Origin of the sequence: Phocaeicola faecicola, assembly GCF_013618865.1 — a bacterium.
Classification (GTDB): domain Bacteria; phylum Bacteroidota; class Bacteroidia; order Bacteroidales; family Bacteroidaceae; genus Phocaeicola; species Phocaeicola faecicola.
This window is the reverse complement of sequence record NZ_JABSOE010000046.1, coordinates 1-22350: the sequence shown is the minus strand read 5'-3', so window position 1 is coordinate 22350 and position 22350 is coordinate 1. Positions and strand designations below refer to the sequence as shown.

General features: G+C 53.1%; 29 protein-coding genes. 16 read left to right on the top strand and 13 right to left on the bottom strand.

The window, feature by feature from the left end:
* Nucleotides 1–16 precede the first annotated feature (16 nt).
* The 12 genes from H3001_RS12800 (at nt 17) to H3001_RS12745 (ending at nt 10143) form a co-directional block, all read left to right on the top strand.
* Nucleotides 17–637 (top strand): DUF4141 domain-containing protein, encoded by a 621-nt coding sequence (locus H3001_RS12800; protein ID WP_007851777.1) that lies wholly within the window; start codon nt 17–19, stop codon nt 635–637.
* A 19-nt stretch (nt 638–656) separates the two neighbouring features.
* On the top strand, nt 657–1739 hold the full coding sequence (gene traJ, locus H3001_RS12795) for a conjugative transposon protein TraJ (RefSeq protein ID WP_029429443.1): 1083 nt from the start codon (nt 657–659) through the stop codon (nt 1737–1739).
* A gap of 11 nt (nt 1740–1750) precedes the next feature.
* Nucleotides 1751–2374 (top strand): conjugative transposon protein TraK, encoded by a 624-nt coding sequence (gene traK / locus H3001_RS12790; protein WP_004295450.1) that lies wholly within the window; start codon nt 1751–1753, stop codon nt 2372–2374.
* A 4-nt stretch (nt 2375–2378) separates the two neighbouring features.
* A complete protein-coding gene (locus H3001_RS12785; RefSeq protein ID WP_004295449.1) occupies nt 2379–2678 on the top strand; it encodes a TraL conjugative transposon family protein in 300 nt (99 codons plus the stop codon).
* Nucleotides 2653–3933, top strand: a complete 1281-nt coding sequence (traM, locus tag H3001_RS12780; protein WP_017141464.1) for a conjugative transposon protein TraM — start codon at nt 2653–2655, stop codon at nt 3931–3933. Before H3001_RS12785 ends, traM begins: the two co-directional genes overlap by 26 nt.
* 72 nt (nt 3934–4005) lie before the next feature.
* On the top strand, nt 4006–4926 hold the full coding sequence (gene traN / locus H3001_RS12775) for a conjugative transposon protein TraN (protein WP_004295447.1): 921 nt from the start codon (nt 4006–4008) through the stop codon (nt 4924–4926).
* A gap of 1 nt (nt 4927) precedes the next feature.
* Nucleotides 4928–5512 carry a conjugal transfer protein TraO gene (locus H3001_RS12770; protein WP_004319140.1) on the top strand — a complete coding sequence of 195 codons (585 nt, stop codon included), beginning with the start codon at nt 4928–4930 and terminating at the stop codon, nt 5510–5512.
* A 13-nt stretch (nt 5513–5525) separates the two neighbouring features.
* On the top strand, nt 5526–5969 hold the full coding sequence (locus H3001_RS12765; protein ID WP_004295445.1) for a DUF3872 domain-containing protein: 444 nt from the start codon (nt 5526–5528) through the stop codon (nt 5967–5969).
* Between the two features lie 63 nt (nt 5970–6032).
* Nucleotides 6033–7985 (top strand): DUF4116 domain-containing protein, encoded by a 1953-nt coding sequence (locus H3001_RS12760; protein ID WP_074784395.1) that lies wholly within the window; start codon nt 6033–6035, stop codon nt 7983–7985.
* Between the two features lie 361 nt (nt 7986–8346).
* Entirely contained in the window at nt 8347–8733 is a 387-nt protein-coding gene (locus H3001_RS12755; protein ID WP_004295441.1) for a hypothetical protein, read from the top strand.
* 67 nt (nt 8734–8800) lie between these two features.
* On the top strand, nt 8801–9325 hold the full coding sequence (locus H3001_RS12750; protein WP_032558195.1) for a helix-turn-helix domain-containing protein: 525 nt from the start codon (nt 8801–8803) through the stop codon (nt 9323–9325).
* Nucleotides 9256–10143: an IS3 family transposase gene (locus H3001_RS12745; RefSeq protein WP_181215143.1), complete on the top strand. Its 888-nt coding sequence runs from the start codon at nt 9256–9258 to the stop codon at nt 10141–10143. The genes H3001_RS12750 and H3001_RS12745 overlap by 70 nt, the downstream gene beginning before the upstream one ends.
* 69 nt (nt 10144–10212) lie before the next feature.
* Here H3001_RS12745 and H3001_RS12740 read toward each other — a convergent pair whose 3' ends face one another.
* The 9 genes from H3001_RS12740 to H3001_RS12700 are packed head-to-tail and all read right to left on the bottom strand — an operon-like array spanning nt 10213 to nt 14622.
* Nucleotides 10213–10416: a hypothetical protein gene (locus H3001_RS12740; RefSeq protein ID WP_004295440.1), complete on the bottom strand. Its 204-nt coding sequence runs from the start codon at nt 10414–10416 to the stop codon at nt 10213–10215.
* A complete protein-coding gene (locus H3001_RS12735; RefSeq protein ID WP_004295439.1) occupies nt 10400–10579 on the bottom strand; it encodes a hypothetical protein in 180 nt (59 codons plus the stop codon). Before H3001_RS12735 ends, H3001_RS12740 begins: the two co-directional genes overlap by 17 nt.
* Nucleotides 10580–10583: 4 nt before the next feature.
* Entirely contained in the window at nt 10584–10850 is a 267-nt protein-coding gene (locus tag H3001_RS12730; RefSeq protein WP_004295438.1) for a DUF6956 domain-containing protein, read from the bottom strand.
* A gap of 46 nt (nt 10851–10896) precedes the next feature.
* Complete coding sequence (locus H3001_RS12725) at nt 10897–11214, bottom strand: hypothetical protein (RefSeq protein ID WP_004295436.1); 318 nt, start codon at nt 11212–11214, stop codon at nt 10897–10899.
* A gap of 42 nt (nt 11215–11256) precedes the next feature.
* Nucleotides 11257–11583 carry a hypothetical protein gene (locus H3001_RS12720; RefSeq protein WP_004295437.1) on the bottom strand — a complete coding sequence of 109 codons (327 nt, stop codon included), beginning with the start codon at nt 11581–11583 and terminating at the stop codon, nt 11257–11259.
* Nucleotides 11584–11623: 40 nt separating this feature from the next.
* Nucleotides 11624–12907, bottom strand: a complete 1284-nt coding sequence (locus H3001_RS12715) for a PcfJ domain-containing protein (protein ID WP_061436655.1) — start codon at nt 12905–12907, stop codon at nt 11624–11626.
* Nucleotides 12908–12909: 2 nt separating this feature from the next.
* Complete coding sequence (locus H3001_RS12710; RefSeq protein WP_009132163.1) at nt 12910–13320, bottom strand: PcfK-like family protein; 411 nt, start codon at nt 13318–13320, stop codon at nt 12910–12912.
* Nucleotides 13321–13365: 45 nt separating this feature from the next.
* The gene (locus H3001_RS12705) at nt 13366–14358 is read right to left on the bottom strand and encodes a hypothetical protein (protein ID WP_016212899.1); all 993 of its coding nucleotides are present in this window, start codon (nt 14356–14358) and stop codon (nt 13366–13368) included.
* A gap of 12 nt (nt 14359–14370) precedes the next feature.
* On the bottom strand, nt 14371–14622 hold the full coding sequence (locus H3001_RS12700; protein ID WP_004319132.1) for a hypothetical protein: 252 nt from the start codon (nt 14620–14622) through the stop codon (nt 14371–14373).
* A 542-nt stretch (nt 14623–15164) separates the two neighbouring features.
* Between H3001_RS12700 and H3001_RS12695 the strand changes: the two genes are divergently transcribed.
* Both H3001_RS12695 and H3001_RS12690 read left to right on the top strand, forming a co-directional pair.
* The gene (locus tag H3001_RS12695; protein ID WP_004319131.1) at nt 15165–15458 is read left to right on the top strand and encodes a helix-turn-helix domain-containing protein; all 294 of its coding nucleotides are present in this window, start codon (nt 15165–15167) and stop codon (nt 15456–15458) included.
* A complete protein-coding gene (locus H3001_RS12690; RefSeq protein ID WP_007662685.1) occupies nt 15455–15766 on the top strand; it encodes a helix-turn-helix domain-containing protein in 312 nt (103 codons plus the stop codon). The genes H3001_RS12695 and H3001_RS12690 overlap by 4 nt, the downstream gene beginning before the upstream one ends.
* A gap of 36 nt (nt 15767–15802) precedes the next feature.
* On the opposite strand, the gene H3001_RS12685 is transcribed toward H3001_RS12690, so the two are convergent.
* Genes H3001_RS12685 through H3001_RS12675 form a run of 3 tightly spaced genes read right to left on the bottom strand, consistent with a single transcriptional unit; the run spans nt 15803 to nt 18741 of the window.
* Nucleotides 15803–16168, bottom strand: coding sequence for a hypothetical protein (locus H3001_RS12685; protein WP_061436657.1), 366 nt, complete (start codon nt 16166–16168; stop codon nt 15803–15805).
* A 28-nt stretch (nt 16169–16196) separates the two neighbouring features.
* A complete protein-coding gene (locus H3001_RS12680; protein WP_009132164.1) occupies nt 16197–17486 on the bottom strand; it encodes a site-specific integrase in 1290 nt (429 codons plus the stop codon).
* A 31-nt stretch (nt 17487–17517) separates the two neighbouring features.
* Nucleotides 17518–18741 (bottom strand): site-specific integrase, encoded by a 1224-nt coding sequence (locus tag H3001_RS12675; RefSeq protein WP_181215142.1) that lies wholly within the window; start codon nt 18739–18741, stop codon nt 17518–17520.
* A 463-nt stretch (nt 18742–19204) separates the two neighbouring features.
* Here H3001_RS12675 and H3001_RS12670 point away from each other — a divergent pair, with 463 nt between their 5' ends.
* Nucleotides 19205–19975 (top strand): DnaJ domain-containing protein, encoded by a 771-nt coding sequence (locus H3001_RS12670; protein WP_178245308.1) that lies wholly within the window; start codon nt 19205–19207, stop codon nt 19973–19975.
* A gap of 106 nt (nt 19976–20081) precedes the next feature.
* Here H3001_RS12670 and H3001_RS12665 read toward each other — a convergent pair whose 3' ends face one another.
* Nucleotides 20082–21263, bottom strand: coding sequence for a C1 family peptidase (locus H3001_RS12665; RefSeq protein WP_178245310.1), 1182 nt, complete (start codon nt 21261–21263; stop codon nt 20082–20084).
* A gap of 171 nt (nt 21264–21434) precedes the next feature.
* Here H3001_RS12665 and ric point away from each other — a divergent pair, with 171 nt between their 5' ends.
* The gene (gene ric, locus H3001_RS12660; protein WP_178245312.1) at nt 21435–22172 is read left to right on the top strand and encodes an iron-sulfur cluster repair di-iron protein; all 738 of its coding nucleotides are present in this window, start codon (nt 21435–21437) and stop codon (nt 22170–22172) included.
* Nucleotides 22173–22350: the final 178 nt, after the last annotated feature.

The following is a 22350-nucleotide window of genomic DNA, read 5'->3' as shown; positions in this document are numbered from 1 at the left end:
TTAAATAATGAAAAGGATGAAACGATTGATTTTAACGCTGTTCGTGGGGCTTCTTTGCTTCACGTACCAGGCAAAAGCGCAGTGGACGGTCATCGACCCGTCGAACCTCGTTCAGAACATCAAGAGCGCGGTTCAAAGCTCGACCACGGCGACCAACATGGTCAAGTCGCTGCAAGAGAGTATCAAGATTTATAACCAGAGCAAGGCTTACTACGACGCCCTCAAATCGGTGCATAACATCATCAAGGATGCCCGGAAGGTGAAGCTGACACTCGAAATGGTCAGCGAGATCACGGAAATCTACACCTCGGGATTCAACCGTATGGTTTCAGACCCGAACTTCACGGTGGACGAGCTGGCGGCGATCTCGGCGGGTTACGCCCGGCTGCTGGAGGAGGGCGGCGCGCTGGTGACGGAACTCAAGACGGTCATAACCGGCGGCAACGGCCTCTCGCTCTCGGACAAGGAGCGGATGGACGTGGTGGATCAGGTTTACACGAAGATGCTGGAGTACCGCAACCTCACGCGCTATTACACGCGCAAGACCATCTCCGTGTCCTTCATCCGCAGCCGCGAAAAGGGCGACGCGCACCGGGTGCTGGCACTTTACGGGAACCCGAACGACAGATATTGGTAACCTGAAAACGGAGGCAGTCATGGATTTCGACAATTTACACCAGGTTCTCCGGAACCTGTATCAGGAGATGATGCCGCTATGCGGCGACATGATCGGGGTGGCGAAAGGTATCGCCGGCCTGGGTGCGCTCTTTTACGTGGCTTACCGGGTATGGAAGGCACTGGCCAATGCGGAGCCTATCGACGTGTTCCCGCTCCTGCGGCCTTTCGCCATCGGCTTGTGCGTGATGTTCTTTCCCACCGTGGTTCTGGGGACGATCAACGCCGTGATGTCGCCCGTGGTGCAGGGCACGCACGCCATACTGGAGGGGCAGACATTGGATTTGCAGGCATACCAGCAACAGAAGGACGATTTGGAAGCCGAGGCCCGCAGGCGCGAGGGCAAGGCTTGGTTAGTGGACGACGAGGTGTATGAACAACGGCTTGCGGATATGGGTATCACGGATTTGGGCGAGATTATCAGCATGTGGGCCGAACGCACGTGGTACGACATCAAGGCCGGTTTCCGGCAGCTTGTCCGGGACTTCTTCGAGTTGTTGTTCAACGCCGCGGGGCTTACCATCGACACGCTGCGGACATTCTTTTTAGTCGTGCTGTCGATTCTGGGGCCCTTGTCGTTCGCCCTCTCCATTTACGACGGCTTCCACTCGACGCTCGCGAGCTGGATTTCCCGCTATATCAGCGTGTACCTTTGGCTTCCCATCGCCGACCTGTTCTCCGCGGTGCTGGCCAAGATCCAGACGTTGATGCTCCAGGCGGACGTCCTGGCCCTGCAAGACCCCAACTACATTCCCGACAGCGGCAGCGGTGTCTATATTATCTTTTTGATTATAGGTATCATAGGCTATTTCACGATCCCCACCGTTGCCGAGTGGGTGATCCAGTCGGGCGGAGCCGGCGGGGCTATGGGCGGTATCAACAAGGCCGGGGCATTCGCCACGGGTGTCGCTGGCGGTATCGCCGGCAACATGATCGGCCGCACGTTCGGGCGTCGCGGCGGTGGCGGTTCCTCCTCCGGTAACGGCGGCGTTGGCGGCCCGGCTTCGGGCAGTGCCCCCAACGGGCGCAACCTGGCAACACAAGGTAACAATAATCATTCATAACAATTTGGACAATGGAATTCAAGTCATTAAAAAACATCGAAACAAGTTTCAGGCAGATTCGGCTTTTCGGTATCGTGTTCCTCTGCCTGTGCGCGCTGGTATCCGTGTTCAGCGTGGTCGCGAGCTTCCGTTTCGCCGAAAAGCAGCGCGAGAAGATCTACGTCCTGGACGGGGGCAAGTCGCTGATGCTGGCGCTCTCGCAGGATTTGAGCCAGAACCGCCCCGTGGAGGCGCGCGAACATATCCGGCGTTTTCACGAGTTGTTCTTCACCCTCTCGCCCGACCGTGCGGCCATCGAGAGCAACATCAACCGCGCGCTGTTCCTGGTCGATAAGAGCGCCTTCGCCTATTACCAGGACATGCAGGAGAAAGGTTACTACAACCGTGTGGTGTCGGGGAACATCAGCCAGCGTATCGAGGTGGACTCCGTGGTGTGCGACTTCAACGCCTATCCCTACCGGGCCATGACCTATGCCCGGCAAATGATTGTCCGCGAGAGCAACATCACCGAGCGTTCGCTGGTCACGCGCTGCGAGCTGATCAACTCGGGGCGTTCGGACAATAACCCGCAGGGTTTCATCATGGAGAAATTCGAGATTCTGGAGAACCGCGATTTACGTACATTAAAAAGATAAGGCTATGGCAAAGAAGAGAATAAAGGCTTTCGGGGAGTGGGTCGAAGACCACCTGCGCCGCGCTTGCGGGGCGCTCTCGCCCGATAAGCGGATTATCGTGATCCTCACGCTGCTCTTGTTCTTTTCCGTCTTGTCGCTCTACTTTACCGTGTCTTCCATCTACCGCTTCGGCAAGGGAGCCGGGGAACGGATGCAGATACGGCATATCGAGCGGCTGGAACTGGAATTAAGACAACGGCAGGAGGCCGACAGTGTAAAACATCTAAAAGATTTCAATTATGACGACGAACGAAAAACAGAATAAACAGCCGGAGGCGGGGAAAAAGGAACTCACGCCCCGGCAGATACAGATGCGGAAGAAGATGGTGGTCTTCCCGCTCTTTTTCCTGGCCTTTGCCGGGTGCATGTGGCTGATCTTCTCCCCCGGCGAAAAAGAACGGGAGGAGCCTTCGGCGGGTTTCAACACGGAGCTGCCGACCCCGGAATCGGAGGGTATCCTCTCGGACAAGCGTGATGCCTACGTGCAGGAGGAGATGCGGCGCAGGGAGCGGGAAAAGATGCGCTCCTTGCAGGATTTCGCGTTCGGGATGGAGGACGAGGAGGAAGAGCCCGTCATGCCCGCTGCCGTGCCGGATAAGTCTTCCGGCCCTGCCGGCGGTTCGTCGGGAGCTTTCCGGACTTCCCGTGCCGCCTATGCCGACATCAACCGCCAGTTAGGCAGTTTCTACGAGGACACCGCCGGTGAAACGGGGGAAGAGCGCGAGATGCAGGCCCGCATCGAGGAACTGGAACGCCGCCTGGAAGAACAGCAGGCGCAGAAAACGGCCCAGGAGGAGCAGGTGGCGCTGCTGGAGAAGTCCTACGAGATCGCCGCCCGCTACATGAATGGCGGTCAAGCCCCTGAAGCCCCGCGTCAGAAAGCCTCCGTTTCCGGCAAGGCTTCCGTGCAGCCCGTGCGCCAGGTGCGCCGTAACATCGTGTCGCTGCTCGCCGCCCCGCTGCCCGATTCGGTCTTCGCCCGTGAGTTCGTCAAGCCCCGGAACTGGGGTTTCAACACGGTGGGGAGCGACCTTCGCGAGCCCGAGCGCAACAGTATCCGTGCCGCCGTGCAGCAAACCGTGACGCTCACCGATGGCGGGGAGGTTACTTTCCGGCTGCTGGAACCGATGATGGCGGGAGAGCTGCTCATCCCCTCGGGTACGCCCGTAACGGGGGCGGCGAGGATCAACGGCGAACGGCTGACGGTCAAGGTCAGCGCTGTCCAGCACGGCGGGGCGGTCGTTCCGGTCGATCTGTCGGTCTATGACACGAACGGCAACGAGGGTATTCCCGTGCCGGGGTCGGAAGAACTCAATGCCGTGAAGGAGATCGCCGCCAATATGGGTGCGGGCATGGGCAGCAGTATCACGATCACGGACGATGCCGGTTCGCAACTGCTCTCCGACCTGGGGCGCAGCGCCATCCAGGGCGTGTCGCAATACGTGAGCAAGAAGATGCGCTCGGTCAAGGTCACGCTCAAGGCCGGTTACAGCGTCCTGCTGCTCCCGCCCCTTCAATAAGGGTACAAACGACGTACTTCCGTACACCACTGAAAAAATCCATTTTTATCAACAATCAAAAAATTATCGAGTATGAAAAAGATTCTTCTGGCACTCGCTTTTATCGGGTGCATGTTCGCTGCCCACGCGCAGGAAAAGCCCTCCACGGGCGATTTGTACGACGGTCTTACCCGTCCGCTGACCTTCAACCGGGTTATCCCGCCCTACGCGCTGGAGGTGACGTTCAGCAAGACCGTTCATGTGATTTTCCCCTCGGCCATCCGTTACGTCGATCTGGGGTCTTCGGATCTTCTGGCGGCGAAAGCCGACGGCACGGAAAACGTGCTGCGTGTAAAGGCGGCCCTGCGTGATTTCTCGCGCGAGAGCAACCTTTCGGTCATTACCGAGGACGGGGCCTATTACAGCTTCAATGTCAAGTATGCCGACGAGCCGGTGAAACTGTCGGTCGAGATGGCGGACTTCCTGCATGGCGGGGAGGCGGTAAACCGCCCCAATAATGCGCTGGACATCTATTTGCAGGAGTTGGGATGCGAATCTCCGCTGCTGGTCAAACTGATCATGCAGTCCATTTACAAGAATGACCGCCGCGAGATCAAGCATATCGGTTGCAAGCGTTTCGGGGTACAATACCTCCTCAAAGGTATCTACGTGCATAACGACCTGCTTTATTTCCACCTCCAACTGAAAAACTCCTCCAACGTGCCTTTCAACGTGGACTACCTGACGTTCAAGATTACGGACAAGAAGGTGGCCAAACGCACGGCCATCCAGGAGCAGGTCGTATGGCCCGTGCGTGCGTACAACAACGTGCAGGTCATCGGCGGCAAGCGTACCGAGCGCATGGTCTTCACGCTCCCGAAGTTCACGCTGGCCGACGACAAGCAGCTGGTCGTGGAACTGCACGAGCAGCAGGGCGGGCGACACCAGACTTTCACGGTGGAGAATGCCGACCTGGTGCGCGCACGTGTTATCAACGAGTTAAAGGTAAAGTGATATGAAACGGGCGATATTCATTCTCACGCTGGGGTTATGCCTCCTCCTTTCGGACGGGGCGCACGCCCAGCGTGCCCTGCCCGCCATGCGCGGGCTGGAAATACGGGGAGGCATGGCCGACGGCTTCTATACCCGGGACAGCCGCAGCGAAACGGGCTACTGGTTCGGGCTGGCCATGAGCCGTTACGCGAAGAATGCCGACAAGTGGGTGTTCGGCGCGGAGTTCCTGAACCGTTATTACCCCTACAAGTCGGAACGTATCCCGGTGGCGCAGTTCACGGCCGAGGGAGGTTACTATTACAAGTTCCTCGCTGACCCGTCCAGGACTTTTTTCTTCTACCTCGGCGGCTCGGCGCTGGCCGGTTACGAGAGCGTGAACCGGGGCGAGAGGCGGCTCTATGACGGCTCTACGCTCCGCCACCGCGACCGTTTCCTCTATGGCGGGGCCGTCACGCTGGAGGTCGATGCGTACCTGACCGACAGGATTATCCTCTCGCTGACGGGGCGTGAGCGTATCCTATGGGGCACTACAACGGGACATTTCCACGCGCAGTTCGGCCTGGGCGTGAAATTCATAATCCATTAAACTTGCAAGCGACATGAAAAAGATGAAAAAGATATTGGCCCTGGCGGTCTGGATCGCCGCCCTGGGTCTTTTATGCGCATCCTGCGACAACGGGCTGGATATACAGCAGGCGTACACGTTCTCTCTGGAAACGATGCCCGTTCAGAAGCGAATCTCCGTTGGTGAAACCGCTGAAATCCGCTGCACGCTCGTGCGGGAGGGGAGATATGACGGCGCGCGTTACACGATCCGCTATTTCCAGCCCGACGGGCGCGGTGAGTTGAGGATGGACGACGGTACGGTGTTCCTGCCCAACGACCGCTATCCGCTCGACCGTGAGGTGTTCCGCCTCTATTACACATCGCGCAGCGATGACCAGCAGACCATCGACGTCTATGTCGAGGACAACACGGGTCAGGTCGTGAAGACCTCCTTCACGTTCCAGAGCGAGAACGGGACGGAGGAAACGGAACGATAACGGAATATGTCTAACCAAGAGAAGCGCCCGTCACCCGGGCGCTTTCCATAAATACTGAAAACCATGACAGAGCAAGAGAGAATAGATATAGCCTATCTCGATACGGGGGTGTACGAGAACCCGTGGCGCGAGAACCTTTTCGAGACGCTGCCCGAGGATCGGAAAACGGCGGAAGTCTGCCGTTTCGCCATCAAGAAATCGGCTTTCAACATCGAGTTCGTTCCCGAAGCGATGAAAACGCCGGAACTTTGTCTTGCCGCGGCCGGCCACCGGGGCGAAACACTGAAATTCGTCCCTGACCGTCTGAAGACACCGAAAATGTGCCGTGCCGCCGTCGATAGCAACAGCTACGCGCTGTATTACGTTCCGGAGGGGTTGAAGACCCCCGAACTGTGCATGGCGGCCGTGAAGCGCAACGGTCTGGTGCTGGAGGCCGTCCCCGGGGAATTGAGGACGCCGCAAATATGCCGTGCGGCGTTGAAAGCGGTGGACAGTGCCGATTACAAGATACTCCCTTACATTCCGTATCCCGATATATGCCTGGAAGGGCTGAAAAAATTCGGGATGTCGTTCGTGGACAAGTTCGAGATTTTCGCCTCCATTGCCCCGGAGGTCATGACCGGGGAACTGGCCCTTCACGGCGTGGGGATGGACGCGTCCTGCCTTTCGCTCGTGCCGGTGGAACTGCGCACGGAGGCAGTCTGCCTGCGTGCCGTCAGCGGGGACGGCATCCTGCTCCATGAAGTGCCGGAGGAATTACGCACGGAACGGGTCTGCGAGGCCGCCGTGTCCTCGAACTACCTGGCACTGGAGTACGTTCCGAAACATCTGAAAACCGACCGTCTGTGCGGGATGGCGCTGGAGCGCGATCCCCTGGCCATCCGCTTTTTCAACCCCGAACAGCTCACGCCGGAGGTCTGCAACCGGGCGTTGGCCCGTACCGACGACCTGCGTGTCCTCCGCTATATCCCCTTCGAGGAGATACACCTGAAAGTGTTGGGGTTCTATTGCACGAATTACGATAAGACCTTCGATTTTTTGGAGAACATGAACCCCTGGTTCCTCACGCCGAGGGTGGCCCGGGAAATTTTCGCCCTGGAGCCGGAGCTGTTCTACAACCTTCCCGACCACGCCAAGAACGAGGAGATGTGCCGCCGGGCCGTCGGGCACGACGGGAGCTACCTGCAATATGTCCCCGAGAAGTGGAAAACGCCGGAGTTGTGCATGGAGGCCATACGGCGCAGTCCCTATGCCATCGCCCACCTGCCCGAGAGCATGAAAAGCCCGGATCTATACATGAGCCTGGTGCGGGAGAACCCGCAAAACCTGAAAGGCGTCCCCCGCGAAGCCCGGACGCCGGAGATGAGCCGGGAGGCTTTCGAGCGTACCTACGGGAAGGACAAAACCGATTTCTCGGTTATCAGCGCGTTGAGCGACCCCGCCCTGGTCTTGCAGGTGTTCCGCGAGCAGGACGACCCGCAGCAGATACACCGGTTGATGAGTGTCCTGCACCTGAACCGCCGGCTTGTAACGGAGGAGGTGGCGTTGGAGGCCGTTCGCAAGGATGCGGGGGTGCTGTACGACATTCCCCAGAGGGCCATCACGCCGCTCGTGGCCGATACGGCCGTGCGGGGCGACCCGAGGATGATCCAGTGGGTTCCGAGGGAGCTTCGCACGGCGGATCTGTGCCTCTATGCCGAGGCCGCCCATCCCGAGTTGCGGGTTTACGTTCCCGACGAAATAGCAAAGGGACGTAATATCTACTCGTTCCACCGTCAGGTGGACGCGAAATTGCGGCAGCCGCTCGAATACGAACAATACAAGACCCTCTACTCGGGCGGCGCGGTGCGTGTGAACAACGTGTGGACGTCGGTTGCGGGTGAGATTGACTGCTGCGAGGTGCGTTACGACCGTAAGACGGAGAAACTCAAACTGCGGATCGTCGAACCGCCCAGGGAGAAGAAGGCGCAGCCGAAGGTCGCGCCCCGCAAACCCGCCCGGGGGCCGAAATTGTAGGACGGCGGGTAGTTCTTTGGCAGGAAGGTTGTTAAAAATCGCACGTGTTGTCGCCGATACCCGAATGAAATCGTTATATTTGCAATCGAATCCTCCGGCGGCGTGCCGCCGGGCGATTTACATACGGAAGGAACACATTATGGTGGGGCATTGAAAACAGCCAAATTTTAATCCGCTCGCAAAATAATGGGTAGTTCTCTTCTTCATCGTCGTGTCTATATGCGTCAAGCGTATGCGATAGCGGCGTGGGGAGAAATTATCTATCGAGTGGATGGGTGCTTGGCTGTACCTCAATGCCGGTATTTAACGTATTCTCACGCCTTTTTCGTATGGTATTTGTCTGAACCTAAAGAAAAGCGATATGGAAACGAAATCGACAAATGAGGTAAAGGGTGATTACGACCGGGTATCGGCGAGTGAATGCCTGGGGTCGCTAATCGAGTTGCACGGGATTGTCATGGAAGACGATCTGTTCGTCATTCCCGATGCGGATGGCACGGCAGTATTATACAATGACGGGAAGATACGTTTTGACGAGATCGCCGACATCGAGGTCGGCTCGGTGTTTGTGGGCATCCTGCTCCGCAACGGCTATCTGTTCTACCTTTCCCGTACCGAACCGCTCAAGACGTGCATATACACGCATGGCGGGTGGGGTTCAATCTCTGAAATTTCTCCCCGTGGCATTGCCGGACATATCGGGCGTGAACTGCACGGGAAGCTGGGCGACCATACGGCGGTCGATTGACGGGAAACAAAAAAATCGGACGGTTTGTACTGCACCCCAAAAGTTGGACACTTTTGGGGTGTTTTTTATGAAATATAATTATGAGATTCGTTTAAAGGCCGTAAAACTGGTACTCGAAGGCGGACTTTCGGTTAGGGAAGCCGGATGTCACTTGGGCTGTGGCCGCTCGCAAGTTCACTTGTGGGTAACATTATTCGAGCGCCATGGCCTTGCCGGCCTTAAGCTGCGCCACGGTAGCTACAGTGCAGAATTTAAGTTGTCAGTTTTGAAGCATATGCACCAAAATCATCTATCTTTGCTGGAGACAGCAGTGCATTTCGGCATTCCGGGCCCTTTTGTTATTCGTCAATGGGAGCGGCTCTATCAAAACCAAGGTGCTGAAGGCCTGCGGCGTAAACCGCAAAGAAGGAGGCCGGCCATGAGTAAATCGAAGACTAAAAAAGTCAAACTCAAAACGACTCCGCACGAAGAGTTGCTTAAGGAACTGGAGTATCTTCGTGCCGAGAATGCTTACTTAAAAAAATTGCAGGCCTTAGTCGAGGAGCGCATTGTCCGCGAGAGCGGGAAAGAGCCCAAGCCATCGAAGGACTAAGGCCGCAGTGCCGGCTTTCAGTATTGCTCAAAGCCGCAGGGATGGCGCGAAGCACATTTTATTATCACTTCAGAAAATCAAAACAACCCGATAAATATGCTCGCGAAAAAGAGAGTATTATAAGGTTATATCACGAACATAAGGGGCGTTATGGTTATCGGCGCATTACCGTTGAAATGAATAAGATCGGATATGCGATAAATCACAAAACCGTACTTAAGCTGATGAATATTTGCGGGATAAAAAGTCAGGTCAGGCTCCGTAAATACTGTTCATACAAAGGACAGATCGGACGGATAGCGCCCAATCTTCTGCAACGCGACTTTGCAGCCGAAAAACCGAATCAGAAGTGGGTTACTGACCTTACGGAATTTTCGGTTTGCGGCGTAAAGTTATATCTATCGCCGATTATGGACTTATATAACCGGGAGATTATTAGCTATAAAATAGCTGAACGCCCTAACTTTATGCAGATCATGAAGATGCTGGACGATGCGTTTGCCAGAATACCGGATTCTCCGGGTATTGTCTTGCATTCCGACCAGGGCTGGCAGTATCAGATGAAGCAGTATCAGCTCCGTTTAAGACAGAAAGGTATTACACAGAGCATGTCGCGCAAGGGTAACTGTCTGGATAACGCTGCTATGGAAAGTTTCTTTGGATTATTGAAGTCCGAATTATTATATTTGCAAAAATTCTCATCCATAGACCATTTCCGAAAAAAATTGGAAGAATATATCGACTACTACAATAACAAGCGGATAAAGAAATACTTAAACAACATGAGCCCGGTACAATACCGAACTCATGCCATCTAAACAAATACTAATCCGTCCAATATTTGGGGTGCACTTCAGTTATCGTCCGATTTTTTTCGCGTCGTATTTTCACGGCCGTTGCCTGCCGTGTTCCCGTTTCCGCCTTTGCAGGGCGAGCAGTTGCCGCAACATGTAGGCATGGTTTTCCCCCACGGTATGCCCCGAGGGCATCAGGTAGGGACTTGCGAGGCACTCCCGGCATTGGCGTACCGCCTCTTTTAAGTCGGTAACGGTTATTTCCGCTCCCGTGATGTCTTTAATCTTTGTTTCCATTCTTGTCCTGTTTTTTTGGTTCGTACCAACTGTCCCGGTAATTTTCTCCCACGAGCGAGAAAATTCCGCTCATGCCGCTTTCAGCGGCGAAATTTTTGGCTTCCCATATACCGGAAAACTCTCCCAGCAGCCGGTAGCCGATGAATAATTTGTACTTGCGCATGATTTTATCGTTTTTCCAGGTTGATAATCGGTGTGTTCTTTTGCAGCCATTCCTTCACGCTGTCCATGTTGTATTCGGATGTGATAACCGCCGTTCGGTCGTCGATTTCGGTGAAGCGCGTAGTTTCATACCCGTCGATCCACTGCTTCAGCGTGGCAACGCCCCACACCTGCGGGTCGTCGAACATGGTGTTGAGCCGCCCGATACCCTCGCCGAAGGTTACGAGCAGCGTTTCATAGGAGATTTCCTTGTTTACTTCATTCGTTTTCATATTCTCGCTTTTTACGGGCGGCTTTTGCCGCCCCGAAATTTTTTAATCAGACAAGTTCCACTCTAACCCTGCTCATGTTCGCCCAGAACACGCCGTTGCAGTAGTAGGCGTAGCCGTTATGCCAGTTGCTCCTGCGGCGTATCACGTCCTGCTCGGGTGGTCGTATCTCGATACTCGTGGTGTAGATGTTGTGTCCCACGGTAATGACGAGGTTGCACCTTCGCCATATCTCGGAATGGGTTTTGAACCCGTTTTTCCCCTCGACGAGCGCAAGGGCCGTCTTGACTGCTTCCCGAACTTCCCAATCCCACTCCCCGAAGGGTTTGAGCGGGCGTGCCATGTAGCTTTTATAGATGATTTTCATTGTTATATTTTTTTTTGTAGGGCGGCTTTCGCCGCCCCGATTTTATAATTCGACAATCCTTTCCACTCTGCCATACAACATGGAGCGTATGCTCGTCTTGTCCACGCCCTTGTATTCCGTGTAATGCCCGTACTGCTTTACCACGAATGTTTTCAGTACATCGACAAAGTTGAAACGATACCCTAAAAGCGGAATGGAGTCCTTGAAATAGGTGTTATGGTTTACCTCACGGGTAATCCAGTCTTTCTCCTCACGGGTGAGCGTTCCCCCGTCATTGAGCCGTTTGCGTAATATGTACGCTTTTGAGCCTGCAAGGCTTTCGAGTGCGGGAACGTCCCACGACACGAATTTATATGCTATTTGGTTCATTCTATTTTGTTTTTGCGGGCGGCTTTCGCCGCCCCGATTTTTATGCTGTCATTCGTTTCCGTATAAGGGACATGTTCCCCTTCATCAGTTTCAGTATTTGCCCGTGGTATGGGGTATTCTTGTTACACACGCCACGGCTCTGCACGACCTCCATGCGTTTTAGGGACACCTCTATCGTTTCGATACGTTTGCCGTCGATTGTGGCCGAGAGTATGAGCGAGTCGGCTTTCAGATAGTATTCGTTGGTAAACACGCAATGGTGCATGGCCTCGCCCTCCTGCCGTATGGCTTCAACGCTGTCCAATACCTTGATGCAGATTTCCCCGTCGGAAAACTCCACTCCGAAAAACCGCCCTTTGGCTTCGACAAACGAGGCTTCCTGTTCCAACGCCTTGCGCCGTTCCTCCTGCCGCCGTTCCATTTGCATGTGCCGCCGTTTTTTAGCCATGTAGAGGTCATGCGCTGCGGGCAGGTCTGCGGGACACACGAAATGGGCGTTATGCAGGTCTTTCCCGAAAAATCGCAGCAGGTCGATGTAGTCGCACCATTCCGTCGGTTTCCCGATAGCGTACCCGTTACGGATGGCGATACGGATGGCCGGCCAATAGTCTGCGATATTGCGGGAGGAACGGGCGAAAAATCGCACGAGTGCCGTTTGTCCCGCTTTAAGCAGCGTTTCGGCCTTGTTCTCCGAGAGCAGCAGGTGGATAAGGTCGAAAGGGGTTACATCGGGGAGTTGTTTGCCGTAACCGCTTCGGCGCAGTTCGGGGATAAGCCGTTGCCGGGGATAGATGCGTGTGGGCGTGATGTTGTATTTCCCGTCGTTCTCCGCCCGCAGTTCCAATGCGCTCGACCAACTCCACCCGTGAACGAAGAAGCCCATCGGGCGCAGCCGTGCGAAGGTTGCGGAGCGTCCGTCGGGGGCAATCCACCGCTGTACGGCTTCGATATGGGTGTAAACGGGTGTCTGTCCCACTTTTGCCCAACACTCGATATAGACGAAGCGCAGGACTTGAAAACCCTTGCAGCGGGTTACGATACACAAATACTCGTAATCGTTGAACTTGCGGCGCAGGGTGGTTTCCACTTTCAGCGTGGTGTGGCAGTGCGGACACTCGCACCCTAACAGATTGTCCGTGAGTTCTCCGTTTTCGCTCTGCCACGTGTGGCCGCACTCGGTGCAGGTGATAAGTCCTTTCGGCGTGCGGCGTCCGATATGCTCGATGCAGTTCTTGTACCCCCATTCGATTTGTGCGGGGGTAAGCGGCGGCAGGTGTTTGCTTGCCGCCACGACGTTCTGTTGGAATTTTGTTCTCGGTTTCATAACTAAAATAGACTGGGCATTAGTTTGTTATCTTCGATTTTCTTGGGTTTGGACTTGGCTTTCGCCAACTTGGCGTAGGCTTCGCTCTCGGCCTTCCGTATGGCGTTCCGCCGTGCCTCGGCTTTTTCCTCCTCGGTCAGTTCGACGGTGTGATTGACCACTACCTTGCAACTGACGGGTTTGCCGATGTCGATGTCCTCCTCGTCGTAATAGTGGAGTGCCATAGAGTATATTTCCTCGTCGGCAAACCCGTTGCAACCGCTCTGCCGTACTTGGTTGATGATGAAAGTGCAGCAATCGTCAATGTTCTTTTTCGGGTTGGCGTATCGGGGTGCGAAAAGTTCGTCCTCCCGTGCCCGTGCGTCGAGATAGTTCTGTATCGTCAGTTTGAAATAATCTGTTCCTTGTGCCATGATTTTTTGGTATTGTGGGGCGGCGAGCCGCCCCGTGTTCAACATTTATTCGTCCTTTCCGAGAAGCCGTCGCACCTCGTCCTCTTTGGTCTTTTGGAAAATCCATCCCGCTCTCTTCTGCCCGTCATGCGTCAGCCGTGCGTTGAAGCGTCCCCCGAGTGCGTGAAGGGCGTCCTTGACGGGCTTGGTGTCCCCGAATACGGCTATCGCCTTCTCGGAATAGTCCACGATGATAAACCCGCCTTGCACGCTCGTTTCAGTGCGTTCCGCCCGTTTTTCGTCTTTCGGCTCGGGCAGACATATATTCTCCTCGTTTCCTGCGATATATGCCAGCCTGTCAATGTACCCTTCACGGGTGTAGTGGGCCAGTTTGCAGACACTCCACCCGTATTTCGGACTTTTGCCGAGCGTGAAAACGGGATAGCGGTGTTCGTTCTTGGGGTCGTATTCGGAGAGGTGCGCCGTTTGCGGGAAATTGGCCGCCGCCTTTCTCAACTCCCCGAAGCCGTTGCGGGAGGTGGCCGAAAAGCCGAGAATGACGGTACGCACGCTTCGGGTGGTCGAACACTCGTAAGAGGGGTCAGTGTATTCCGTTTCGTTGAGTTCGGCGATGATTACGCCCTGCACCCCTTCGGGCATGATGCGGCGTAACCTCTGCGCCCCTATTTCCGCTATGCGGTCATGCTCGGCTTTCTCTTTGGCGGCGGCGATGGCCTGCGCCGTGGCTTGCTCTTCCGCCTGCCCCACAAGCAAAGCCACCTCGAAAGCGTCCATGAACTCGGGGTTCACGTCGTCGTAGTACCTGCCGATACCGAATGTTTGCGAGAGGGGTCGCAGAATGTCCGTTTGGCTGATTTCCTTTGTTTCGGTATCGACCATGTGGTACACGTAGCCACGGGCGGTGTGTTCCACCTTGTAAACGACGTAACGCTTTCTGCTCGCACCCGCACCGATACCGATGATAACCTGGTTTTCCTTGACTACCTGCACCTGCGTGTCCGTGGTAGTCGCTCCGAATAATGAAATGTACTTTGTCATACCTGTAATAATTTAGAAGATGTGAGTGAATAGGAAATAGAAAAAGCCGATTAGAGCCACGAGAGAAACAAGGCAGGAGAAAATGCCCCGCAGGATGTCATAACAGAACGTGAAGCCCAAAACGACCCAAATAAAGTCGATACCCCACACGTGGAAGCCCAAAGCCACCGCCCCGACCTTTACCGCCAACCCGACCTTTGCCTTTATGCCAAGTGGAAGGTTGGAGGATTTCTGTTTCCATTTATTTTTCTCTTCGTTTCTCATAACCTTTGACTTTTTTTTTATGCCGTAGCGGAGCCGGTATGGATGGAATCTGTTTCGGTAGCATCAAAAGGTGTCGGGGATAGCTGCTGCAAGATTTTGTCGGAAAATACGCTCGCCCGCAGGGAAAGAGGAAGATTTTGCGGCAAACCGCCCCGCGGCCCGATCTTGCAGCAGCGTGAGCCCCGTAACTACCTTTGCTACTGACAACAGATTTCCATACCGCGCTCCGCGGCATGAAAAAAAGAGAGGAAAAGGTTATGGGAGAGAAACGGGGAGAAAACGATATGCCGTGAACGCTCGAGAAAGTCGGTTCACGGCTCACCCTGCATGGAATGATAAATCGCCCGCGAACATTTCCTTTCACGGGCGATTGGCGTATCGGAGCGTGCCGATCCCGTATCGGCGGAGGATCGTTTCCGCCGGACGTGGCGCCACTCGCTGCCACTTTGAAGACGGATACGTCCATATGCCACTGGCTGATAACAAGATACTGTCCATTTGTGTACTTTTGGGCATCCGGGAAACAAAAAATGAAACAGAACATGGAAATAATAAGTATGGACGTGAAGGCTTTCGACGCGCTGGCAGGGCACGTGGAAGCCATTGAAAGAAAAGCCGAGGCGTTATGCCGCAGGCAAGAGGACGTGAGTTTGAAAAAATGGCTGGACAACCAGGATGTCTGTGACGTGCTGGGTATATCGAAACGTACCCTGCAAACCTACCGGGAGAAAGGGTTGCTGCCTTTCAGCCGCATCCGTCACAAAATCTTCTACAAACCGGAAGATGTCGGGAAGCTGCTGCAATCGTCGCACTATCCTAATACCGCCGCGTTATGAGCCATTATTTCATCGACAAGCACGATCCGCGTGTGGCGGATCTCTTCCGGCGTTTGGAAAAGGCCGGCAAGGCACTGGATAAACTGGAATCCTCCGGAGGCCGGACACTCAAGGGAGAGCGGTTCGTCACCGACGAGGAATTGTCCCGGCTGCTGAAAATCAGCAGGCGTACATTGCAGGAATACCGCACGGCGCGAATCATTCCCTATTATTTGATTCAGGGCAAGGTACTATACATGGAATCCGAGATACAGAAACTCCTGGAAGATTCCCGGAAGAAATGTATCGGGGGACAGGAATGGGTATAAAAGAAGAACGGCCAAAACGTTGGCCGTTCTTCTTTTTCAATTCAATATCGTGTTCATGCCGGGGAGCTGCCAGACGACAGCGGTCGTCGTGGCCCTTCGGACAAACCACCGTCGGAAGGCTTCTGCATTCCCGGATTTTAAGCGGAAAGCCAGCGCGGCGATCATTTCGAGCGAATACAGCTCGACAATACCGCCGTCACGGTTGCGCTCCCGGCGGTAAACCCGCTCCTCACGGAGTATGCCGCTTTTGAGTATGGAGCGGATGTTGCTCCCCACGGCAGGAACGAAGACTCCGAACAGGTCGGCAATCTGGTGGCGCGTGAGCCATACACGGTTCTCCGGCGTGTGGATTTCCACCCGCCCGTTTTCAATGCTGATAGGTTCTCTTGTCGTCATAGTCATACAAATTTATCAATTTTTGTTATACTGTTCAACCGTTTACCGTTATAATATCTGCCGTTTCCGGTTCGTCCTCCTCGTAGAGATTTATTTTCCGGCCTTTGGTCTGTTCTTTCAGACGTTTCATGTCCTCGTCCACCTTGCGGTCGGTCACTTTGGCGTAAATCTGCGTGGTGGAAATGCTCTTGTGTCCCATCATGCGGCTGACAGTTTCGATAGGCACACCCAACGAGAGCGTGATATGTGTCCCGAAATTGTGCCTCGCCTTGTGAAAGGTCATGTCGAAGCCGTATGTCCGTCCCAGTTCTCTGGTGAGCTTGATGAGATACCCCCGGCAATAGAGGTTGAAAATCCTGTCGCTTTTACGCTCGTGGCGGTATTTCTCGATGATCTGCAACGGCACGTTCAGCAGGCGGATGGCCGAGGGCGTTTCGGTCTTCTGGCGCCGGATGTGTATCCAGTACGTTCCGTCGTCCGACTGCGTGATGTCTTTTTCGGACAAGCGTTTCAGGTCGGCGTAGGACAACCCCGTGAAGGTAGCGAAGAGAAACCAGTCCCGCACCCGCTGGAGGTTGGGTTTATCGACGGGAGTTTCCATCAGTTTTTTGAGGTCTTCGAGTTTCAAATGGCGGCTCTTGCGCTGGGGCAGTTCCGGGTGCAGCTTCCCGTAAGGGTCGCGCCGGAGTGTACCCTGACTGACAGCCCGCTTGGTCATTTTCTTCAACCGGTAAAGATGCTCGTGTACTGTCTTGGGTTTCATTTCACGATCTGTACGCAGGAATATTTCAAAATCATCGTAGAACTCCCGGTCAAGGCTCCGCAACGCTACATCCTCCTTTTCCTTCCTTTTTTTCACGAAGGAGGCTAAAATATTATAGGAGTTCTCGTAACTTTCATAGGTTTCTTCCTTGCGATCCACGCCGACACGCTTGCGGAACTCCTCGTTATGCTCGCGGAACAAGGCAAGGAGGGTGAACGGTTTCTGCCCGATTCCTTCCACGGCGTTTTTGACCAGCTCGGCCGTCACGAAACCGAGGCTTTTACGAATATGGCGGTAATGTCCGGTGATTTTTTCGGTCAGTTTCTCTATTGCCAGGTTTACCGTTCGGGCGTTCTCGCTTCGTCCGTTCGCCCTTTTGGTTTCCGGATTCCAGAGCGATGGATCGACAAACGCGTTGATATTGATCGGGGCCGACTTGGCATCGATGCTTACCTTGCATAACAATTTACATGTTCCGTCCTTGCGGACTTTCGTGCGGTTGATGTAGAACAGCAGGGAGAACGTGCTGCGACGTTTTATCTCTTTATTATTCGGTTCCATAATCGTTGTGAATTTGATTGTCAATGATAGATTAAATAGCTACGGAGAAGCGACCGGCAATCTTTTCCTCTAAAGACCGGGTATCCATGTCGATCTTGTCATCGGTCACTTTGGCGTAAATCTGCGTCGTGGAAATGCGGCTATGCCCCAGCATTTTACTGACGGTTTCAAGCGGGACACCATGCGAAAGCGTGATCTCGGTGGCGTAGGTATGGCGTCCGCAGTGAAAGACGAGCTTCCGTTCAATTCCGCAAATGGCGGCAATACGTTTCAGCGTCCGGTTGAGTTCGTTGTTGCTGTACATCGGCAGCAGTTTTCCTTCCGGGGCCATATCCCGGTACTTGTCGAGGATGAGCAACGGTATGTCGAGCAACGGCACTTCATAGTCGATTTTCGTCTTCTTGCGGGCGGTCTTGATCCATACCTCACCGTCCTCGGCCACTTCCAGATCCTCCGTCGTCAGGCGGCACATGTCCCCGTAAGGGATACCCGTGTAGCAGGAGAAGAGGAACAGGTCGCGGATATGGTAGAGTTTCGGGTCGTGCAGGGGTGTGGTCATCAGCCGTTGTAACTCCACGGCGGTAAGGTATTTCTGTTCCCGCTCGGGATGTTCGGCTTCATAACCCGCGAACGGGTCGGCAGTGATAATCCCTTCCGCGATGGCTTCCCCGACAATCGTGTTCAACCGTGTGACAAGCAACACGATAGTTCCCAGGGCAAAGCGGCGCTCCGTGCGTAGGTAGAGGTCATAGTTGTCGATGAATGAACGGTTCAGGGCCGTGAAAGGAACATCCGACAACTTGTATTTCTCCTGGATGAAAGCGGCCACACAGTTACAAGCATAGCGGTAAGATTGCGCTGTTCCCTTTTCCCGGTTCACGCCGACACGTTTCTCGAAATGTTCGATGAACGTCCGGAAATAACCCAACAGGGTTTCCTGCCCGAAAGCCGTCCCCAACAACAGATTCCTTATTTCTTCAGCCGTTACATTCTCACGGGTGGCTGACAGTTCGTCATAAATGGCAATGGCTGAAGCTCGCAAATCGTCCAGTTGCCGGTTGATTTCCCGCGCGGCGTTACTTTTACCCGTGGCACGTCCGGATGCCCACAGTGCAGCGGGTACGGACATTTTCGCACTAAAAGCTGCTTCTGAAAATTTGCCGACAACAAGTTTCGCCATGACCGGGCAATGTCCCTCGTCATTCATTTCGCTCTTTTTGAGGTAGAACGTAACCGTTACATCCGTCTGTTTCATAACTCTATTTTTTATGTTGCAAAATTACTTGATATAGAGTTATTTACAGTTGTGAAAATTATAGCGGAACAAAGAATAAAACCCCGGATGCCGGTAACATAACCTGTATTTCCATGAAAAACGGAAAAAAACGGTTATCTTTACGGGCAAAATATAGGGTTCTTTGCATGGTGAACGGTAAAACCGCAGGTGGTTAAGCGTTATTTTGCCGGATTATCCGGGGCTAAAAAAGGCAACGGATAAGTAGCAAATCTTTCTCTTAACCTTTCATTATCCTGCATTTTAGCGATTTGGAAAGGTATAGAAGAATTTGGCTTAACTCTCCTCAATACCAAACACTTACTTTATTTATCCAAATTTTGCCGTTTTTTTGCGAGTTCTTCGTATATTTGGCGGTCGGAATCCGGACTGTGGATTCCGGTTACTGAATCGTTAAATTATAAAAGAAGAAAACAAATACATTATGGGATACGGTAAATGGATAGGCGGAATCGTCGGATTTATGGCCATGGGGCCCTTGGGCGGTTTGGCGGGTTTTGCTATCGGATCGCTGTTTGACAGCGCATCCAGTCTGGAACAGCGTAAGGAAGAAACCACAGCGGATGCCTGTGCCGGACAGCGGAACAGTTTCTTGTTTTCGTTGCTGGTGATGGCTTCTTATATTATCCGTGCAGACGGAAAGATCATGCACAGTGAAATGGAGTTTGTCCGTCAGTTTCTTCGGGTGAACTTTGGCGAACAGGCGGTAGGAGAGGGTGAGCAGATTCTCCTGAATCTTTTCGAACAGCGCAAGCGGATGGAACAGACCGATCCGATGGCTTTCAAGCGGACTATTCGTGAGTGTGGGGCACAGATTGCGGCAAATCTGGGGGAGAGTGAGCGGCTTCAGTTGCTGAGTTTCCTGGCTCAGATTGCCAAGAGTGACGGCAATGTCTGTCCGGCTGAGATAGACGCCTTGAAAGAGGTGGCAGTGGCCATGGGGCTTTCCCTCAAGGAGGTTGACTCGATGCTCAATCTTTCCGGCAATTCCCTCGAAGAGGCTTACCGGGTACTGGAGGTGGATGCCAGTGCTTCGGATGAAGAAGTCCGTGCGGCATACCGTCGTCTGGCCTTAAAGCATCACCCTGACCGTGTGGCTGCTCTGGGAGAAGATATCCGTAAGGCTGCCGAAGAGAAGTTCCAGCAGATTAATGCGGCAAAGGAACGTATCTATAAGGCTCGTGGTATTAAATGATTTTCGGGAAATCACCTTTTATTGAATAAATGGAAATCCCCTGTATGCAAGTTTACTGATTGTATACAGGGGATTTCCATTTATCTTTTAATCGTTTCTGAACGTATTAAAGTTTGAGCTTTTTCCGCAGTTCTTTCGGGAGCGCATCTTTATGTGTCAGAATATAGATAGTCTTGGCACGTACGAAACTTTCGGACATGTTCAGATAACCTCCGAATTCGTTGCCATCGGCAGCCCATGAGTTCTTGGTGATGTAATACTGTGTGCCATTCTGGTCTTTCGCAATACCGGTAATGTGCATCAGGTGGTCATCGGTAGTGGTGAAAGACTCGTATCCTGCCTGACGGATTTCCGGAGTTACCTTGATTTCCGGGTAGGGCTGCTTGAAATGATAGACTTCATTCAACCGTTCTTTCTGGTCCAGCTGTCCCCAGCGAGCCCGGTCACTTTCCTGATAAGCATCTACATTATTTACATCCGGGTTGATGGCTACTCCATTCTTGAAAGAGAATCCACGTTCGCTCACGTCACCGTCCCAGCATACGGTATAGCCGTTCTTCAAGGCGTGATTCATGGCTTCCATCATCTCATCCAGCGGCAGGTTGTACATGCGGGCATGCTCCCAGTTGTCTGGAACTTCTATCTCAAATTCCTCATAATACGGCTTGTGAGTAAAACTGGTCAGCATGACATAGTCATCTTCGTGTATGTCCAGGCTTTCAGCGAAGGTCTTCGGAGTATATTCTTTTCCGTTGTAAGTGAACTTTTCAGGCAGTTTTCCCAGGTAGATATCAAACAGACTGTTCATCAGCTGTTCGTACTGGGCACTGCGTTTGCCCATCTTGATGGCCTGGTTGGCCAGGACGGTCATGTAATCTACCATTTCCGAGTGGTTGTGGAACTTGGAGTCATAGTTGATGCCGGTATATACTTCTTCCGGAACGATGCCTACCTGGTTGAAAGCCGTAAACCAACTGGGGGTAAGGCTTCCCTGTCCGATGTTTCCATTGCCGCGGCGCAGGTAATTGTCGGCCAACTGGTTCATGTATTTCTGGCGTACGATGAACATTTCAGACAAATCGTATTCTCCCTTTCCTTTTCTCAGCAGTTCGGCTTCCACGAACGAAGTTGCTGCAAAGCACCAGCAAGTTCCGCTTACAGCCTGGTCTTTTACCGGTGTCACTTTCTGGTTGACTACTGTCGTGAACTGATAGCCTGCGGTCTGCTGGCCCATCAGGGAAGAGGCCGTCAGCAAAAAGGCCCCAGCTAAATAATGTTTGATTTTCATGTGCTATGTTTTTGAATCGTGATTTTATATTTGAGCGTCAAAAATAGTGAAAAAACTAGTCTTGTAACATATGTGACAGAAAAACCTGTACTTTTTTATGAATTTTGCAATCACAAATCAGTGATGGATGGAATTTATATACAAATAGAAACAAAAAATACAGTATAGATTATGAATGGAACAACGAATGATTGGAAAAACAGAACGGTAGGAGATATTGTTGCCGAGAATTTTGCGGCTTCACGTGTTTTTGCTTCTTACGGCATCGATTTTTGCTGCCACGGAGGACAGACATTGGCGGAGGCTTGCCGGAAGGATAATCTTTCGGAAGAAAAGGTCATCGGAGATTTGTGCCGCCTGAAAGAAGGCAGCCGCAGCGCTTCCCCTGAATTTGCGGAATGGCCGCTCGATCTCCTGATTGATTATGTATTGAAGATACATCACCGGGGCATCCGTCGTAGAGGTCCTGAGATTGCCCGTTTGCTGGACAAGGTGGTTGCCGCGCATGCGGAAGCACATCCGGAATTGCATGAACTGCAGGCGCTGTTTGCTCAGTCGCTCGAAGACCTGGAGTCTCATCTGCAGAAAGAAGAGAATGTGCTGTTTCCTTTCCTGAACGAACTTTTCACTGCCTCGGAAGAAGGATATGCAATCAGACAGATGCATTGCGGTACGGTACAGAATCCGATCCGGGTGATGTTTATGGAACATGAGGGAGAGGGCAACCGCTATCACCGTATTACGGAACTGACTGGTAATTTCCAGACTCCGGCCGATGGTTGTGCTTCTTACCGTTTGCTGATGGAAGAATTAAAAGGATTTATGACGGCACTTTATGAACACATTCATCTGGAGAATAACCTGATTTTCCCGCGTGCTGTGGCCCTTGAGAGTCAGTGGGTACGGTAATGAAAAGAAGGTTCGCCTTGCAAACAGAATTTTGCAAGACGGACCTTTCTTTAGGGATATTCAGTAAATGTCCCTAAAAAGTAAGGTGGCATATAAAGTCGATAGAGTATAATCACTTTATATGCCATTGCTATTGCCCTTTTTCTGTGTTTTTTCATATAATCCTATCAGTTGGACA